General features: G+C 67.5%; 14 protein-coding genes and 4 pseudogenes. 10 read left to right on the forward strand and 8 right to left on the reverse strand.

From position 1 onward, the window contains the following. Nucleotides 1–46: 46 nt before the first annotated feature. The gene (locus QM806_RS14455) at nucleotides 47–313 is read left to right on the forward strand and encodes a hypothetical protein (RefSeq protein ID WP_005264836.1); all 267 of its coding nucleotides are present in this window, start codon (nucleotides 47–49) and stop codon (nucleotides 311–313) included. Nucleotide 314: 1 nt separating this feature from the next. Here QM806_RS14455 and QM806_RS14460 read toward each other — a convergent pair whose 3' ends face one another. The 3 genes and pseudogenes from QM806_RS14460 to QM806_RS14470 form a co-directional block, all read right to left on the reverse strand. Continuing rightward, entirely contained in the window at nucleotides 315–938 is a 624-nt protein-coding gene (locus tag QM806_RS14460) for a CatB-related O-acetyltransferase (RefSeq protein ID WP_063710642.1), read from the reverse strand. Between the two features lie 282 nt (nucleotides 939–1,220). Next, nucleotides 1,221–1,505, reverse strand: a complete 285-nt coding sequence (locus QM806_RS14465) for a response regulator transcription factor (RefSeq protein WP_064080993.1) — start codon at nucleotides 1,503–1,505, stop codon at nucleotides 1,221–1,223. Nucleotides 1,506–2,055: 550 nt separating this feature from the next. Continuing rightward, nucleotides 2,056–2,367, reverse strand: a pseudogene (locus QM806_RS14470) (WS/DGAT domain-containing protein); the annotation flags it as partial. Nucleotides 2,368–2,373: 6 nt separating this feature from the next. Here QM806_RS14470 and QM806_RS14475 point away from each other — a divergent pair. The 3 genes and pseudogenes from QM806_RS14475 to QM806_RS14485 form a co-directional block, all read left to right on the forward strand. Beyond that, nucleotides 2,374–3,258 (forward strand): diaminopimelate decarboxylase, encoded by an 885-nt coding sequence (locus QM806_RS14475; RefSeq protein WP_283291852.1) that lies wholly within the window; start codon nucleotides 2,374–2,376, stop codon nucleotides 3,256–3,258. A 139-nt stretch (nucleotides 3,259–3,397) separates the two neighbouring features. After that, the gene (locus tag QM806_RS41390) at nucleotides 3,398–3,814 is read left to right on the forward strand and encodes a hypothetical protein (RefSeq protein WP_064080815.1); all 417 of its coding nucleotides are present in this window, start codon (nucleotides 3,398–3,400) and stop codon (nucleotides 3,812–3,814) included. 453 nt (nucleotides 3,815–4,267) lie between these two features. After that, nucleotides 4,268–4,548, forward strand: a pseudogene (locus QM806_RS14485) (WhiB family transcriptional regulator); the annotation flags it as partial. Between the two features lie 134 nt (nucleotides 4,549–4,682). On the opposite strand, the pseudogene QM806_RS14490 reads toward QM806_RS14485, so the two are convergent. Together QM806_RS14490 and QM806_RS14495 are read right to left on the reverse strand one after the other, a co-directional pair. Then, nucleotides 4,683–4,961, reverse strand: a pseudogene (locus QM806_RS14490) (ATP-binding cassette domain-containing protein); the annotation flags it as partial. A 20-nt stretch (nucleotides 4,962–4,981) separates the two neighbouring features. After that, the gene (locus tag QM806_RS14495; RefSeq protein ID WP_005561198.1) at nucleotides 4,982–5,887 is read right to left on the reverse strand and encodes an alpha/beta fold hydrolase; all 906 of its coding nucleotides are present in this window, start codon (nucleotides 5,885–5,887) and stop codon (nucleotides 4,982–4,984) included. A 378-nt stretch (nucleotides 5,888–6,265) separates the two neighbouring features. Here QM806_RS14495 and QM806_RS14500 point away from each other — a divergent pair, with 378 nt between their 5' ends. Further along, the gene (locus QM806_RS14500; protein WP_005561200.1) at nucleotides 6,266–6,811 is read left to right on the forward strand and encodes a DUF2705 family protein; all 546 of its coding nucleotides are present in this window, start codon (nucleotides 6,266–6,268) and stop codon (nucleotides 6,809–6,811) included. A 250-nt stretch (nucleotides 6,812–7,061) separates the two neighbouring features. On the opposite strand, the gene nhaA is transcribed toward QM806_RS14500, so the two are convergent. Continuing rightward, entirely contained in the window at nucleotides 7,062–8,387 is a 1,326-nt protein-coding gene (nhaA, locus tag QM806_RS14505) for a Na+/H+ antiporter NhaA (protein WP_169692657.1), read from the reverse strand. Nucleotides 8,388–8,561: 174 nt separating this feature from the next. Here nhaA and QM806_RS14510 point away from each other — a divergent pair, with 174 nt between their 5' ends. The 3 genes and pseudogenes from QM806_RS14510 to QM806_RS14520 all read left to right on the forward strand — a co-directional run. Then, on the forward strand, nucleotides 8,562–9,938 hold the full coding sequence (locus QM806_RS14510) for a TrkH family potassium uptake protein (RefSeq protein WP_005563856.1): 1,377 nt from the start codon (nucleotides 8,562–8,564) through the stop codon (nucleotides 9,936–9,938). Continuing rightward, complete coding sequence (locus QM806_RS14515; RefSeq protein ID WP_043788365.1) at nucleotides 9,931–10,596, forward strand: potassium channel family protein; 666 nt, start codon at nucleotides 9,931–9,933, stop codon at nucleotides 10,594–10,596. The genes QM806_RS14510 and QM806_RS14515 overlap by 8 nt, the downstream gene beginning before the upstream one ends. Before the next feature lie 37 nt (nucleotides 10,597–10,633). Continuing rightward, nucleotides 10,634–10,810 (forward strand): annotated as a pseudogene (locus QM806_RS14520) (HNH endonuclease); the annotation flags it as partial. On the opposite strand, the gene QM806_RS14525 reads toward QM806_RS14520, so the two are convergent. Beyond that, entirely contained in the window at nucleotides 10,756–11,265 is a 510-nt protein-coding gene (locus QM806_RS14525; protein WP_005563854.1) for a nitroreductase/quinone reductase family protein, read from the reverse strand. The pseudogene QM806_RS14520 and the gene QM806_RS14525 sit on opposite strands and share 55 nt — an antisense overlap. A gap of 62 nt (nucleotides 11,266–11,327) precedes the next feature. Here QM806_RS14525 and pta point away from each other — a divergent pair, with 62 nt between their 5' ends. Both pta and QM806_RS14535 read left to right on the forward strand, forming a co-directional pair. Further along, a complete protein-coding gene (gene pta, locus QM806_RS14530; protein WP_169692704.1) occupies nucleotides 11,328–13,448 on the forward strand; it encodes a phosphate acetyltransferase in 2,121 nt (706 codons plus the stop codon). Further along, the gene (locus tag QM806_RS14535; protein ID WP_005264841.1) at nucleotides 13,445–14,638 is read left to right on the forward strand and encodes an acetate kinase; all 1,194 of its coding nucleotides are present in this window, start codon (nucleotides 13,445–13,447) and stop codon (nucleotides 14,636–14,638) included. Before pta ends, QM806_RS14535 begins: the two co-directional genes overlap by 4 nt. Before the next feature lie 3 nt (nucleotides 14,639–14,641). Here QM806_RS14535 and QM806_RS14540 read toward each other — a convergent pair whose 3' ends face one another. After that, complete coding sequence (locus QM806_RS14540) at nucleotides 14,642–16,972, reverse strand: serine/threonine-protein kinase (RefSeq protein ID WP_120660485.1); 2,331 nt, start codon at nucleotides 16,970–16,972, stop codon at nucleotides 14,642–14,644. Nucleotides 16,973–16,974: the final 2 nt, after the last annotated feature.

The raw sequence follows: 16,974 nt of genomic DNA on the forward strand, positions 1-16,974 counted from the left end.
ATGATCCCTTGCCCTGGCATCACCCTGCAGAAAGCGGAATGAACCCATGTCTGATCAGAAGAGTGCCGCCCAGCCCCACAGCCCCGACGTCGTCGTCGGCGCTCGCGTTCGGGTCCGCCGCGACTCCGACGCTCCCGCGCCCGGTGTCGTGATCGAGGATTTCGCGGACCTGTCCCAGTCGGAGGGACTCCTCGGACGTGATTGGGCGCCCGTGCACCGCTGGGCCGTCGCTCTCGACGACGGACGCCTCGTGTTCGCCGACGACGGCGAACTCGACCTCGACGCCGAAGCACCGCAGGCGGCGCGTGGCTGATTCAGCCGAGCCTGTCGGCGACATCCTGAAGTTGCTCGACTGTGCCTGCAGCGATGGTTCGCACATGTTCGGTGACGACGGAAATCGGCCAGTCCCACCACGCGATCCGCACCAGTGCGGCGATCTCGGATTCCGAATAGCGGTCCTTGATGTGGACGGCCGGATTCCCGCCCACGACCGCATAGTCCGGCACGTCCCGCGTCACCACCGAACCGGTCGACACAATCGCGCCGTGCCCGATGCGGACGCCAGGCATGATCGTCGCGTTGCCTCCGATCCACACGTCGTTGCCGACGACGGTGTCGCCCCGCGACGGTAGATCCGCGAGCAGATCGGCGTGCTGGGCCCACGACCCGCCCATGATCGGAAACGGGAACGTCGAGACTCCGCTCATCCGATGATTTGCGCCGTTCATGATGAACGTCGTCCCGGTCGCGAACGCGCAGAACTTGCCGATGATCAGCCGGTCCGGCCCGTAATGGTGCAGGACATTGCGCGTTTCGAACTCGTCCGCGAACTCGGGATCATCGTAGTAGCTGTACTCCCCGACCTCGATCAGTGGATTCTCGATCAGAGGTTTCAGCAGGACCACCCGAGGCTGACCCGAAACGGGATGCAGGGTCATCGGATCCGGTGCGGCATTCGTGGGCAACTACTTCTCCATTCCTCGGCGCAGGCAGGCGTGCGCGATCTCCTGTATAGCGCCGTACTGCCCTGCGCTGCATGTGCTTTTCAGGGGCATCGGCTATTGCCGGTGTTCACGAACTGGTGCTAGTGTCGAACGACCTTGGGGGAGGTTGGTCCCCTCGCAAGAGAAGATCAGCAGTGCTCACCTCCCGCGCGCCCGGCCGTCTGGTCCTCGTCTGGCGAAGTTATGATCGAATCCAGGCGATAAGTTCTGCTGTGCTCACGGGCCGTGTAGGACCTGATCTGCGCCGGCATCGAGCAACGCGATTCGATCATCGATGGAGTGAAAGGCGCCGACCCCGATGAGCGCGGCTGCGAATCGCGTGGCTCTCAGGGCATGCACTGTGGCGAGCCCACTGCGGCGATGCGATCGAATATCGACGATTGCCACATCCCGAGGCAGCGCGCCATTTTCGCGCAGGCGGGCGATGACGGATCGCTCCAGATCGGCGTCGACAAGCACCATGCATGCGGAATGCACGGTGTGGGCGAGGGGCGTGTTCATCGGCATTCCCTGGACTGCGTTCCCCGCGATGAACGCGCGCCGTCCATCTCTGGGTCTGCTCTGTGGAGCCGTCAGTCGGCGGTGACGCCGTCGAACTCCGTCGCACAGGCAGCGCCGCCAGATGTGCCCTCCCGTGGAGTCCGCGAGACGCCGCGCGGCCGGCCCCTCCGCACGGTGCCCGCGGTTCCCGATACTGGGCCAGAAAGGTGTGGTGGTCTCTCGCTGCATGTCACCGAGTCCGCTGGCCGGGGCCGGGTTCGTCGCATCCGATCGCTGCGCCGGGTTCGGTGTGGTCGGGCGCGAACATCGCCTCGAGATGGGCCTTGATCTCCTCGGTACTCATCGTCCCGTGCGGGCCGCGGGTCCGTGTGCCGGGGTGGCCTGTGTCCTCGATGAGTTCATGTGTATGGTTCCTTGCCTTCGTATCGTATTAATCAGGTTTCACCGGAAGGGGTTTCGTCACGTCATCAGCTCAATGGACGTGAGGTCCCACGCCGACAGGACCGGAAAGGTTGGTCGGGGAAGCGGGGCAGGGCAGGTCCGTGTGGGGTCAGAGGCCCACGGCGTGTTCGAGTGCGTCGAGTTCGCGGCCGAGGTGGGAGGTCAGCGTGTGCAGGTGCGGCACGGTGCGGCGGCATCCGGTGATCCCGAACGAGATGATGTCGTCGTTGCTGGTGCAGGTGATGTTGAGTCCCTGCCCGTCGACGGGGATCGAGAGCGGGTACACCGCGTCGAGCCTGGCACCGTTCCAGTACAGCGGGCGGCGTGGCCAGGGGACGTTGGAGATGATCAGGTTGAACGGTGGACGCAGCTTCGGATGGTGCCCGAACAGCATGCTTGCGCCGGCTGGGCTGGCGCCGAGTCTGCAGTGACACTTCTCGACATCCTTCCCTCCCTTCGTGGAACCACCACGTCCCGGTTGGATCCGACGGTGTGGCCGGTGACCACCCACTATCGTCACGGGCGCATCACGGTCGGCGGCGTCGACCTGGACGAGGTGGCCGATCGGTTCGGTACGCCGACCTACGTGCTCGACGAAGTGGGCCTGCGCGGCGCGGGTGCGACGATCTCGCGCGGGTTCCGCCGCACCGAAGTCCTCTGCGGCACCAGTTCTTTGCTCACCGGCGGCGTCGCACTGGCGGTTGCCGGGCTGCGCTGCGATGCCGCACCGAACCCGGACGACATCTCTGATCGGATGCTGACCGCGGTCGCGGTGATGTGCGATACGTACCGCGAGCACCAGGTGCTGATGACTGAATTGCATGTCGGGATCGCCACGGGCGGCACCGACAGCGACGGAGCATCCGGACTCGGGGATGCTCTGGAGAACGCCGTCGACGAGGCGTGCATTCGAAACCGCCTTCCCTGCCCACGTATTGCTGTGGATTTCGGTGACTCGATCACGGGACGAGCGGCGGTGACGGTGACCCGGGTTCGCGGAGTCGATCGCATCGACTCCGGGAGGCCCGTCATCGTGGAGGGCAGTGCTGGGTCAGCGATCGCCGTTACCGCTGGGGAACCGGTCGCCGCGGCCATCGCGAACCGCCACCCGCTCGGCCCCACCGAGATCTTCCCAATCGTCGACAGTCGCGGTGTGATGGGAGACCATTTCTGCTCCGGAGTTGTTCTGTCGCAGGATATTAGGGCTGGGGACGTGGTGGCGTTGGTCGGTCGCGACGGTAGGGACCTGTTGGACTCGGCGCAAGTGGTCTCCGTCGCCCACGGCCGTATCCATCAGATCCCGGCCGAATAGAGTTGCAGGCGTTCACCCGGCAACATGGCACTGAGGTAGTCGTCGCGTAGCGCGGACTCGAAAAAGTGCCGGGTGAATGTCGAGGAGCCGCGATCGACGCATGCCGTGGGTGGGAGTGCTGCGTGTCAGGGTAGGCCCTGTGCCGACGGCACTCTCCGTCGGTTACGCGTGCAGGGGCCGGACCGGCGGTGACCTCAGTGTGAGGGGAAGCCCGGCCGCTTCGGCACAGCGGATCCGCATCTTCGATGCTGTCGGGATCGTCGCCTCGGACGAGTCCGGTGTGGATGGTGGCGGCGATCGCGCGGATGCGCCCGGCCGGGTCGCGGACGTCGGCGAGGGGGCGGCGGGGCAGGTGGTACTCGGTGCGGTTGACGGCGTTGGTGCCCAGGCGCATGCGGGTGGGGTTGGTGCAGTCGCACTGGTGGCACACCACCGCGTCGTCGGCGCCGAACCACCCCAGCCGTGGAATGACCCCGCGTTCGAGCTGATAGGCGAACAGGTGCGCCGGGACCGTGCCGCGGCGGGACGGTCCCGGGCAGGCTCGCCGCCTAGTTGACTGGTGGGGTGCGGTATTCGAAAGGTGCGGTACTCCTCCATCCGCCGATTGTCGACACAGAACGCCCGAGGTGGTGTATGGATACCGTCAAGAATCAGTCCGGATACTTCCCCGGGGCCGGTCGACGGCCGACTCTTGTCTGATCCGCGTCGATGACATTGGAAGGAAGACCCTGCCGTGGACCCGTTCGTCCTGACTCTCGTGCTCTTGGGATCGTTCCTCGGGGTAGCCCTGATACTCCGCCACATCAATACCCGCCCACCTGCCCGCCCTGGGCGTTCCGAAGGCCCGTCCGGTGCCGGTCCCCGCCGGTGACCGGCACCCGCACCCGTCCCGGCCGCGGCTGCAATGACCACGGCCTGGCATGTGATTTGCGATATGTCGCGCATTCAGGGTTCGGCTGCCCTACCGCCCGTGGGTAAGACCGCAGTTCGGGAGCGAAAGGAATCCGCAGTGCTGCCCGTAGGGCCCTCATCGCCCCCGACCGAGAAGATCACCTCCGGTGCCGGAGACTGGCGGGAGGACGCCGCGTGTCGCGGTATCGAATCGTCGGTGTTCTTCCCCCCGGACGGGGAACGCGGTCACGCCCGGGCCCGACGCGAAGCGCGGGCCCGACGGAGCTGCCAGGACTGCCCCGTGTTCCGCCGGTGCCGCGACCACGCCCTCGCCGCGGGGAACCATACGGAATCTGGGGCGGCATGACCGAAACTGACCGCAGACGACACGCCCGCCGCCGCGTCGCGACCAGCACCGGCCTCTCACACCGCGCCAGCCTCTACCAGCCTTTACCAGCCTCTACCAGCCTCTACCAGCCTCTACCAGCCTCTACCAGCATCGAGGAGCTCGATGGCGGTCGTCGTGTCCGCACCCCCGTGAGATTGGGCCACAGGTTCACCTCACCGGGAACGTAGGCGAGCCGCCGGTGCAGCGACACCGAGTCGCGCCACGGGTCACCGCCCAGAAGGCGGGCATTGCCCGAATCCGCGCGCAGCAGGCCGAGCAGCACCCGGATGGTCGTCGACTTGCCGGACCCGTTGGGGCCGAGGAATCCGTGCACCTCCCCCGGCCCCACCTCGAGGTCGAGGCCGTCCAGTGCGCGGGTCGGCCCGAACGTCTTGACGAGATTCTCCACTGAGATCGCAGCCATGACGGGACGTCGAAAGTTGGTCACACGGGCTCCCTCCGGATGTCCGGACTGGCGGCGATCAACTCGCTGACCGTCTCGGGGGCCTCACGCAACGCCAGGTGCCCGACCCGGTCGAGGATGCGAATATCCACGCCGAGCAGCTCCCTGACCCGCGGGCGCAATCGTGCCGGAGTGATCAGCCGGTCGTGCTCACCGGTGGCGACGACCACCGGGACGCGCCCGGACCAGCGGAGCACGGTACCGGCCGGCAGACGGGGCGGCAGCCTCCCGGGAAAGCAGTGTTCGGCGATCATCGTGTACCAGCTCACCAACCCCATGTCGGGGACCGAGCGCGGCGACTCCAGGTACGACAGCAGTTGCTCACTGTGCTCGAGGGTGGGGTCGAAGCTCCATTTCGTGCGCAACCACGTCAGTTCCGGTGTGCGGCGCAGGGAGACGATGCCCGCGGGGTTGAGCAGAACCAGCTTCGCGACCCGCTCGGTGGGCGTGGAGGCGAGGGCAATCGCGGCGCCGAGAGAATGTCCGACCAGGATCAGCGGTTCGGCTACCAGTTGCGGAAGCAACGCGTCGAGCCAGTGACCGTACGTTTGCAACGAGTGGCGATGACGGTGCGGCCGCCGAGACGAACTCAGACCCGGCTCCCCGGGCAGGTCCGGGACCAGGATCCGGTGCCGGCCCCGTAACGCGCACACGGTCGCCAGGGTGGTTGCGGAGTTCAGGCCCGCCCCCGGAAGCAGCACGACCGGCGGCCGGCCGGCACTCGTCCCGGCGGACAGCACGGTGGTGGCGCCCAACGGCGTGTCGAGCCGCGCGAGGGAGTGCGGCACCGACCATTGCTCGAGGCGGTCCCGGCAGCTACGGCGGACCGGAACGCTGTCCCCGGAGTCGTGGTAGATGCCGTGTGTGGCGATGGGCACGTGCTTCATCGCACGCGCCGCGAGACAACGTGATTCGAACCGATCACGTGGCGATGACTGACACGACGAAAAAGGGATGCGGTGCGCATGATGAGGCCTCGGTCCGGTCTTGTATGCGAAAAAACTTGCCGACCAGACTTCCCGGCGCACCACGATCACCTTATCGCGAAAAGTCCCTGGTGCGCGTAAACAATGCGCTAAAGCGCGCCCACCCGGCGCAGGCGGTGGTAGCGGGGATCGGTTACGGTCTGCCGGAGCAGAGCTCGAGCTCGGATCGGCCCCGAGACGTCCGCTGCCGGCACGCCCCCGGTGGGGATAGGCGTGCTCTCCGCGGCGGCTACCGGTCGAGGGTGGCGTACCACCGGTCGATGAGGGTGCGGTCACGCTTTGTGCGTCGGCGAAGCCACCGGTGCCCGAATGATCTCCGCCGACGAAGAGTCCGGCTACCTGGACCTCCTGCTGGCGCACCCGATCAGTCGCACCCGGCTCCTGCTCGAGCGCCTCGCCGCCCTGATCGTGGGCGCCGCACTGATCGCGGTCGTCGTCCTGGCCGGGCAACTCGCCGTACGCGGCAGCGCTCAGCTCGACAGCATCAGCGTCGCGAACTTCGCCGCACAGGCCGTGCACCTGACACTGCTCGCCATCTTCTTCGGGGCGGTGGCCGTGGCCATCGGTGCCGCCACCGGGCGTTCCCGTGCAACGGTGTTCGGCGCCACCGCCGGCCTCGGCGTCCTCGGCTACGCCGTCAACGGGTTCGCCCCACAGATCGGTGTCGAGTGGCTGCGCTACCTCACACCGATGCACTACTACATCGGCGGGGAGCCGATGGAAAACGGTGTGCAAGTCTTCGACGCCGTGATTCTTGTCCTCCTCACCGTCCTCGTTACCGCCGCCGGTGCCCAGCTGTTCAACCGCCGCGACATCGCTCGATGACGGTCGGCGCCGCGGACACGTTGCGGTGACGCTCGAATACTCGTCCACCAGGACCAGTCGGTGCACCGCTCATGTGCCGAGCTCGCCGAGAAGGTCATCGATCGCTCTGCGTCGGTGTACACCGCGACCAGGCTCGGCCCGACCACCAGTAGGGCGCTGAAACCGAGCAGGAGCCACGAGGAAATCGCGTGGCGGGGTCACCACGGACGTCTGATCGAATCCGATGTCTTGATCGGTCCCCGGTTGCCGGTCATGGGGAATCACCTCCGCGGGACTCGATATACACGTCGGGGATTCCGTCCTGATCCAGGTCGATCGCTTCCTCCTCGGCGATCTGCCGGTACACGCGGTTGCGGATCCGCAGCACCATCGTCGCGAGCAGCGCCGCGATCAGCGACCCGCACAGCACCCCGATCTTGACATGATCGTCGCGGACGCTCGCCCCGCCGTAGGCGAGTTCCCCGATCAGCAGCGACACGGTGAACCCGATCCCGGCGAGCATCGCCAGACCGAAGATGTCGATCCACCGCAGCCCCGAATCCAGGGTGGCGCGGGTGAACTTCGCCAGCACGAACGTGGTGCCGAAGATTCCCGTGGTTTTCCCGACGACCAGGCCGGCGACGATGCCGAGGGTGACCGGATCCTCGAACGCGCTCGTCAGCCCGGTCATCCCACCGACAGTGACCCCGGCGGCGAAGAACGCGAACACCGGCACCGCGAACCCCGCCGAGAGCGGCCGGATCCGGCGCTCGAAATGCTCGGCCAAACCGGGACCGGCCTCCGGCCCACCGGCGGCCTCACTGCGGATCACCGGAACCGTGAATCCGAGCAACACCCCCGCGGCGGTGGCGTGTACCCCGGAGGCATGCACGAGTCCCCAGGTCAACAAGGCCAGGGGGATCAACAGCCACCACGACCGGTTCCGCCGGTGCACGGCGAACGCGAACACGGCCAACGGCACCGCCGCCGCGGCCAACGGCAGCGCGGAGAGGTGGCCGGTGTAGAACACGGCGATGATGGTGATCGCCAGCAGATCGTCCACCACCGCCAACGTCAGCAGGAAGATCCGCAGCGTGGAGGGCAGGTGGGTGCTGATCACCGCCAGCACCGCCAGCGCGAACGCGATGTCGGTGGCCGTCGGGATCGCCCACCCGCGCAGGGCGCCGTCCCCGGTGCGCAGGTTCACCAGCACGAACAGGATCGCCGGCAGCGCCATCCCCCCGGCTGCCGCGGCGATCGGCAGCACCGCCCGGGCCGGGTCGCGCAGGTCACCGGCGACGAACTCGCGTTTGAGTTCCAGCCCGACGACGAAGAAGAAGATCGCCAGCAGCCCGTCTGACGCCCATGTTTCCAACGGCAGGTGCAGGTGCAGCGCTGCGGGGCCGACCGTGAAGTCCCGCACCGCGTCGTAGCCGCCCGACCAGGGCGAATTCGCCCAGATCATCGCGACGACCGTCGCCGCGAGCAACAGGCCGCCCCCGACGGTTTCCCTCCGCAGGATCACGGCGATCCGCGACGCCTCCGCCCACGATCCTCGGGAAAACAGCGGGGCGCGTGGGGAACGGGTATTGCTCACGAGATGCCTTCCGGTCGAGATTGCACGACCGCCGACCAGACTTCCCGGCTCACCGATCTCACCCTATCGTGGACGGCACCCGCCCGGTGTGGCTCCCGCTCGACCCACAGATCCTCAGCCACCACTGACCAGCCGTGTTCGGCGTCGGCGACCGCCGGGGTTACCCTCCTGTTCGTGACTTCACGCACCGGCGCGTCGCCGTCGACCGCGCTGCGACGGGCGGCGGATCGGGTGACCCTGTCCCCTGTCCGGGTGGTGGCCCTGGGTTTCGCGGCCGCGGTGGCGATCGGCACCGGACTGCTGCTGGTGCCCGCCGCGAGCCAACCGGGAACCGAGACCGGCGTCGTCGACGCCCTGTTCACGGCGACGTCGGCGATGTGTCTGACCGGGCTGGTCGTCGTCGACACCCCCACCCACTGGTCGGGGTTCGGCCAGGGCATCATCCTCGGCCTGATCCAGGCCGGCGGCTTCGGGATCATGACGATGGCGTCGGTGGTCGGGCTGATGCTCGCCAACCGGATCGGGCTGCGCGCCCGCCTCAACGCCGCCGCCGAGGTCCGCGCATCCGGTCTCGGTGACGTACGCAGCGTCGTCATCGGCGTGGTCCGGATCAGCATCCTCATCGAAACCGTCACCGCCATGTGCCTGGCGGCCCGCTTCGCGCTCGGCTACGACGAACCACCCGGCCGCGCCCTGTGGCTCGGGGTATTCCATGCGATCTCGGCGTTCAACAACGCCGGGTTCGCGCTCTACAGCGACAACATCATCGGCTTCGCCGACGACCCGTTCATCTGCCTCCCGCTGCTGGCCGCGGTCATCCTCGGCGGCATCGGATTCCCGGTGCTCTTCGAGGTGGGCCGGCGCGTGCGCGGCAAGTCCCGCCGGTGGAGCCTGCACACGAAGCTGACCGTCACGGTCACCGCCATCCTGTTGATAATCGGCCCGGCGCTGGTGCTGGCGCTCGAGTGGGGCTACACCCTGCGCGGACACGACCTCGGGTCGAAGCTGCTGGTTGCCGCGTTCCAGGGCATCATGCCCCGCACCGCCGGATTCAACAGCGTCGACTACGCCCAGATGGACCCCGCCACCCTGCTGGTGACCGATGTGCTGATGTTCATCGGCGGCGGCAGCGGCGGCACCGCCGGCGGCATCAAGGTCACCACCTTCGCGCTGCTGCTGTTCGCGATCGTCGCCGAGGTCCGCGGCGAGCGGTCGGTGGTGATCTTCGACCGGCGGATCGGCCCCCGTGTGCAACGGCAGGCGCTGGCGGTGGCCCTCATCGGTGTGGCCCTGGTCATGGTCCCCACCATCGTGCTGCTCGCCGGCACCGCCTTCGATCTCAACGTCCTGCTCTTCGAGGTAACCTCCGCATTCGCGACCGTGGGGCTGTCCACCGGCATCACCGCGCAACTCCCCGCCTGGGGCCAGTTGATCCTGGTGATGCTGATGTATCTCGGCCGCATCGGCTCCATCACCCTGGTCAGCGCACTCGCCGCCCGCCACCGGGACCGCCGCTACGAACTCCCCGAAGAAAGGCCCTTCATTGGCTAGGAAACCGTCCTCCGACGTCGTCGTCGTTTTGGGACTGGGCCGGTTCGGCAAGTCCCTCGCCCTCGAGCTGATGGAACAGGGCACCGAGGTGCTCGGCATCGACGCCAACGAGGTCGTAGTGCAAAAGATCTCACACCGCCTCACCCACGCCGCCGTCGCCGACACCACCGACGAGGAATCGCTGCGCCAACTCTCGGTGCACGACTACGACCGGGCCGTGGTCGGAATCGGATCCGACCTCGAGGCCAGCCTGCTCACCGCCTCCGCCCTGATCAACCTGGCGGTGCCGCACGTATGGGCCAAGGCGATCAGCAACGCCCACGCCAAGATCCTCCGGCAGATCGGCGTCCAGCATGTCGTGCGCCCCGAGCACGACATGGGCAAACGAGTAGCGCACCTGGTGCGCGGGCGGATGATGGACTACATCGAATTCGACGACGGCTTCGCCATGGTCAAGACCACCCCACCCGCGACCGTCGTGGGAAAACGCCTCGGCGACACCACCGTCCGCAGCACCTACGGAGTCACCGTGGTCGCGATCAAACGCCCCGGCGAGGGCTTCACCTACGCCACCGCCGACACCGTCATCGAACCCGGCGACACCATCATCGTCTCCGGCCAGGTCCGCGACACCGAACGCTTCAGCGACCTGACCTGATTCTCCCGTCTCGGTCCCGCCCCGCCGATCACTGACAGGATGGTCCGCCCGCGCAGTCGACAACCCCTGCCGCACCCACCTCATCGACGTCGGCACCCCGACCGGGCACCACTACCGGTCGGCGGCACCGCCGTTCCCGTCCGCGGCACGGCGCTCGGCTCACGAGGCGGTGAGAGCGAACACCCGCATCGTGCGGTTCGTTCGGTGCTCGTAGACGCCGTAGACGCGCACCATCTCGTCGAATTCGCGATAGATCCGTGTTCGCTCCGGTTCGGCGAGGAGAGTCGCGGTGACGGGGATGTCCTTCCCGCCGATCGTGACCTTCGCGTTCGGCTGGGCGAGAAGGTTCCCCGACCACGCCGGGTGGTGATCCTGCCCGAAGTTGCTGCCCACGACGAAGATCTGCTTACCCTCGCGGTAGTAGAGGAGCGGGCTCGTCCGTGGCGCGCCAGACTTGCGACCCGTCGTGGTCAGCAGCACTACCGGAGCGGCGATCGGACCGAGGATCGTGAAGCGTCCCCTGGTCTTCTGGAGGAGCCGGCGGTCGACTCCGGCGAGTTTCCGGATCACCCACGATCCGGGTCGGGTGGCGGCAAATTTGGCTGCGGGTTCGCGGAGGAAGCTGTTCTCGCTGCCCCATCGGACGTCGGGGAAGGGTGATTCGGCCATACGTCATCTGACCGCCGGGCGGGTGCGGTGTCAATCACCCAGAACCGGTGGCCGGATACGCTATGGCCATGGCTGCGCCAGCGACACCCTCACCCGTGAATCCGCCCGCACGTCCCCAGCCGTCGAGCGTCTACATCGCCTCACCGGAGGGGGATACCGGCAAGTCCACCATCGCGCTGGGTGTCCTGCAGATGCTGTGTGCGTCCGCGGCGAGGGTGGGCGTCTTCCGTCCCATCGCCCGATCGACGCAGGAAACCGACTACATCCTCGAGTTGCTCCTCGAGCACACCACGGCCGACATCGGGTACGAGGAGTCCCTGGGGGTCACGTACGAGCAGGTCCACGCCGATCCCGACGGCGCGCTCAGCGAGATCGTCTCCCGGTATCACCAGGTGGCGGCGCAGTGCGATGCCGTCGTGGTGATCGGCAGCGACTACACCGACGTGGCCAGCCCCAGCGAGCTCGGCTACAACGCCAGGATCGCCGTGAACCTCGGCGCCCCGGTGTTGCTCGCCGTGAGGGGAGCGCGGCGTACCCCCGAGGAGATCGCCCAACTCGCCCAGCTCGCCATCGGTGAACTGACCGCTCACCACGCGCACCTGCTGGCCGTGGTCGCCAATCGGTGCGACCCCGACCAGCTCGATGCGGTCACCGACGCGTTGGCAGTCACCGGTGTGCCCGCGTGGAGCCTGCCCGAGATCCCCTTGCTGGTCGCACCGACCATGGCCGAACTCCTCGAGTCGATCGACGGGAGCCTGTTCAGCGGCGACCCGGAGCTCCTCCACCGGGAGGCGCTGCGGGTGATGGTGGGTGGAATGACGGCCGAGCACATCCTCGAACGCCTGACGGAGGGCACGGTGGTGATCGCCCCGGCCGACCGTTCCGACGTGCTGCTGGCGATGGTGAATGCGCATGAGGCCGAAGGTTTCCCGTCGCTGGCGGGCATCATCATGAACGGCGGGCTGATGCCGCACCCGGCAATCGCGAAGTTGATGGCCGGCCTCAAGCCGCGGTTGCCGATCCTCACCACCGGACTGGGCACGTTCGACACGGCCAGCGCGGCAGCGCAGACCCGTGGCCGGGTGGCGGTCGGTTCGCAGCGCAAGATCGACACCGCCCTGAGTGTCATGGAACTCCGGGTGGACGCACCCACACTGCTGGAGCGGTTGAAGCTGCCGATCCCGTCGGTGGTGACTCCGCAGATGTTCGAATACCAGCTGATCGACCGCGCCCGCCGCGACCACAAGCACATCGTGCTCCCGGAAGGCGACGACGACCGCATCCTCCGCGCGGCGGGGAGACTGCTGCAACGGCAGGTGGCGGAGCTGACGATTCTCGGCGACGAGGTGCAGGTGCGTCGCCGCGCGGCGGAACTCGGCGTGGACCTCGGTGACGCGCAGGTGCTCGACCCCCGGACGTCCGAACACGCCGGTCCGTTCGCCGAGGAGTACGCGCGGCTCCGCGCCCACAAGGGCATGACCGTGGACCGTGCCCGCGAGGTGATGACCGACATCTCGTACTTCGGAACCATGATGGTGCACTGGGGAATCGCGGACGGCATGGTCTCCGGTGCCGCGCACACCACGGCGCACACCATCCGGCCGTCGTTCGAGATCATCAAGACACAACCGGGAGTGTCCACGGTGTCGAGTGTGTTCCTGATGTGCCTGTCCGATCGGGTGCTCGCGTACGGGGACTGCGCGGTGGTGCCCGACCCCACGGCCGAACAGCTGGCCGACATCGCGATCTCGTCGGCGCAAACGGCGTCCCAATTCGGTATCGATCCGCGTATCGCGATGCTGTCGTACTCGACCGGCGACTCCGGCAGCGGTGCGGACGTCGACAAGGTGCGCTCTGCGACGAAACTCGTCCGCGAGCGTCGCCCGGACCTGTTGGTGGAAGGCCCCATTCAGTACGACGCTGCCATCGAGCAGAGCGTGGCCGACAAGAAGATGCCCGATTCGGCGGTGGCCGGGAAGGCGACGGTATTCATCTTCCCCGACCTCAACACCGGGAACAACACGTACAAGGCCGTGCAGCGCAGCGCCGGCGCCATCGCCGTCGGTCCGGTGTTGCAGGGCCTCAACAAACCGGTCAACGACCTCTCGCGAGGGGCGCTGGTCGAGGACATCGTGAACACCGTGGCCATCACCGCGATCCAGGCGCAGGGAGCAGAGCAGTGACCGAGGGGTCCGTACTGGTAGTCAATTCCGGTTCGTCGTCGATCAAGTTCCAGCTGATCCACCCGGACACCGGTAAGTCCTCGGCGTCCGGTCTCATCGAGAGGATCGGGGAACCCGAGGGGCGCATCGTCTATCACCACCGCACCGGATTGGCGGAGCGCCACGTTCACATCGCCGACCACCGCGCCGGACTGAAGATGTTGTCGGACATCGTCGCCGAGGTGGGTCGACCTCTGAGGGAGGCGGGGATCGTCGCGGTCGGCCATCGCATCGTCCACGGCGGCGACGTATTCTTCGAACCCACGATCATCGACGACGCAGTGGTGCAGTCCATCTCGGACCTTTCGACCCTTGCGCCGCTGCACAATCCGGCGAACGTGATCGGGATCGAGGTGGCGCGGGAGGAGCTGCCGGACATCCCGCACGTCGCGGTGTTCGACACCGCGTTCTTTCATACCCTGCCCGCGGAGGCGTCGACGTATGCGATCGACCGGCAGGTCGCGAAGGAGCACTCCATCCGGCGGTACGGCTTCCACGGCACGTCGCACCAGTACGTGTCGGCGCGCACGGCCGAGTTCCTCGGCAGGGACCTGTCCGAGCTGAACCAGATCGTCCTGCACCTGGGGAACGGTGCCTCGGCGTCCGCGATCCGCGGGGGACTGGCCGTCGACACCAGCATGGGGCTGACCCCGCTCGAGGGACTCGTCATGGGCACGCGGTCCGGGGACGTCGATCCCGGCGTCATCCTGCACCTGCACCGCAGCGGGATGGGTGTCGATCAGATCGACGACCTCCTGAACCGGCATTCCGGCCTCAAGGGCTTGTCGGGGGTCAACGACTTCCGGGCGCTCCTGACGCTGGTCGGCGAGGGCGACGAGGCTGCGGCGCTGGCCTACGACGTGTACGTGCACCGACTCCGCAAGTACATCGGCGCCTACCTGGTGGAACTCGGCGGCGTCGACGTCATCACGTTCACCGGGGGAGTCGGCGAGAACAACGTCGACGTCCGCCGCGACAGCCTGGCCGGGCTGGGACGCCTCGGCATCGTCGTCGACGACGACCGCAACCGCGCGAGTTCCCGGGACGCACGCCGTATCTCGGTGGACGAGTCCGACGTTCAGGTGCTGGTCGTGCCCACCAACGAGGAGTTCGCGATCGCCTGTGCGGCGGTGGAGCTGATCGGGGCCTGAGCGTTACAGCAGGCTCTTGGGCCGGATGGTGTTGGCCAGATCCACCAGCGTGTACCGGTGAGTGCGCTCGGGGGCGTTGCGGGCCAGCGCCCGCAGGCCGGCCTCGGCGCCCTTGCGTAGGCCCCGTTCGGTGAACGGCACACCGAGGATCTGCTCGAGTTCCGTCGCCGACGTGTGACCGGCACGCATCCAATCCAGTGCGGTGCCCAGTACGAGCGTGCGCATCTGCAGTGCCCGGCTCTCCTCGGGTGCGAGCGCGGCGACACGGAGCGCGGCCTCCCGGAGAGCCGATTCGTCGAGTTCCTCGATCGGTTTGCCGGACAACAGCATCAGCACGCTCGTCATCCGGGCCATGGTGAAGTGCCGGGACGTCGGGGGAACCTGATCGAGGGCGGCGATGGCACCGGGCAGATCGCCGCGTTCGGTGAGTTGCCGCGCCAGCCCGAATGCCGCACTCACCATGCTGTGGTCGGTACGCCACACCGTCCGGTAGTACTTCTCGGCGAACGTTCGCCACTGGTGGGGGTCGGAGCTCTCCCAGTGCTGCAGAATCAGTTCGGCGGTGGCGGCCAGCGCAAGTTTGGGAGCCGTCTCCCCGGGCATCGCCTGCAGTACGGATTCGAAACGGGAGAACGCCGTCTCGTAGTCGCCGTCGATGAGCGTCGCGAGTCCGGCGTACCAGTCGACGCGCCAGTTCCCACCCATCTCTCCCTCCACGTCACGGAGGAGTTCGGTGGCGGTGGCGGCGTCACCGAGATCGAGGTGGGCCTTGATCTCGGCGAGCGTGAGTTCCCGGGAGAACGACACGTCCAGATCTCCGACGACCCGTTCGATACCGTTCTCGCGCGCGTGCCGAATGGAATCCAGCGTCTGCTGCGGCTCGCTGTGCACCGCGGCGGCCAGGAGCGGGGCGTTGGGATCGGTCGGGTCGATCAGGGGTACCGCCAACGCCTGCGCCACGGACTGCGGATCGAGATTCTCGTCCCGTTCGACGCCGTCGACGTACACGTCGGTCTGCTCGACGGCCTCGTCCGTGCCGAAAGTCGTTCTCTGCTTGCTGAACACGGTCGACAGTCCGGGATGCTCCTCGCCGGTCTGCTGCGCGAGGATCTCCCGCAGCACCGCCGTGAGCTGACCCGCCATCTCCTCGGCCGACGCGAAACGCCGGCTCGGGTCGGGGTCGGTGGCGCGCAACAGGAGTCGGTGGAAGAACTCGTACTCCGCGAGGAGCGGCGCCTGCTCGGGGGACGGGATCCCGTCGAGGTACCGGCCCTTGTCGGACGGCATGTCGAGCGTCAGGACGGCGAGGGTGCGCCCCACCGTGTAGATGTCGGACGCCACGGTCGGGCCGGTCGTGACGATCTCCGGCGCCTGATACCCGGGTGTGCCGTACAGGTAGCCGTAGTCCTCGATGCCCGCGACGGCACCGAGGTCGATCAGCTTGAGGGCATCCTCGGTGACCATCACGTTGTCGGGTTTGAGGTCGTTGTACACCAAACCGGTGGAGTGCAGATACGCCATTGCGGGAAGGATTTCGAGCACGTAGGCGATGGCCTGCTCGACCGGCATGCGTTCGGGCTTCGCGTGCGTCGACAGGACGTCCCGAAGCGAGTGACCGCCCACATACTCCATCACGATGTACCCCATCGGGGTCCCATCCGACCGGGGATGCTCCACGAAGTTGAAGATCTTCACGATGCTCGGGTGGGCCACCTCGGCGAGGAACTGGCGTTCGGCCACCGCCACGGCCTGAGCCTCGGCGTCGCCGAAGTGCAACAGTCCCTTGAGAACCACCCAGCGGTCACTGACGTTGCGATCGATGGCCAGATAGATCCAGCCGAGGCCGCCGTGCGCGATGCAGCCCTGCACCTCGTACTGGCCGCCGATCAGCTCGTTCGGGCCGAGAAGCGGCCGGAAGTCGTACGTGGCTCCGCACTGGGGGCACAGACCGAACTCGGAGCCCTCGGACGCGGCGCCGGTGCGGCCCACCGGCTTGTTGCACTTCCAGCAAAAGCGCTTGCTCTCGGGGACTTTCGGGTCGGTCATCACGGCGGATGCCGGGTCCAGTGTCTTCACGACGGGAACCTCGACGAGACCGCCGCCGAGACGCAGGCGCTGCCCGGACCGGGTGCGCGGTGAGCGCGTCGAGCGGCCGGTGCCGGACGCGCCGGACGGCCGGGACGTCGGCGCCGCCTGGGTGGCCTGGGTGGCCGGACCCTCGTCCGGTTCTTCCCGGACCGCGGCCTGCGTGGCGTCCCCTTCCGGCTCCCGGACGGCGGCCTGGGTGGCGATGTCCGGGTCGGTGGACTCCGGATTCTGCGAATGCTGCGGCATGC

Source organism: Rhodococcus sp. IEGM 1351 (assembly GCF_030056875.1).
Taxonomy (GTDB): Bacteria; Actinomycetota; Actinomycetes; order Mycobacteriales; family Mycobacteriaceae; genus Rhodococcus_F; species Rhodococcus_F opacus.

What these genes read in the sequence shown, in the direction of transcription:
- QM806_RS14455 (WP_005264836.1), top strand. Translation starts at nt 47, where the DNA reads ATGTCTGATCAGAAGAGTGCCGCCCAGCCCCACAGCCCCGACGTCGTC.
- QM806_RS14460 (WP_063710642.1), bottom strand. Translation starts at nt 938, where the DNA reads ATGACCCTGCATCCCGTTTCGGGTCAGCCTCGGGTGGTCCTGCTGAAA.
- QM806_RS14465 (WP_064080993.1), bottom strand. Translation starts at nt 1,505, where the DNA reads ATGAACACGCCCCTCGCCCACACCGTGCATTCCGCATGCATGGTGCTT.
- QM806_RS14495 (WP_005561198.1), bottom strand. Translation starts at nt 5,887, where the DNA reads ATGAAGCACGTGCCCATCGCCACACACGGCATCTACCACGACTCCGGG.
- QM806_RS14525 (WP_005563854.1), bottom strand. Translation starts at nt 11,265, where the DNA reads ATGGCCGAATCACCCTTCCCCGACGTCCGATGGGGCAGCGAGAACAGC.
- pta (WP_169692704.1), top strand. Translation starts at nt 11,328, where the DNA reads ATGGCCATGGCTGCGCCAGCGACACCCTCACCCGTGAATCCGCCCGCA.
- QM806_RS14540 (WP_120660485.1), bottom strand. Translation starts at nt 16,972, where the DNA reads ATGCCGCAGCATTCGCAGAATCCGGAGTCCACCGACCCGGACATCGCC.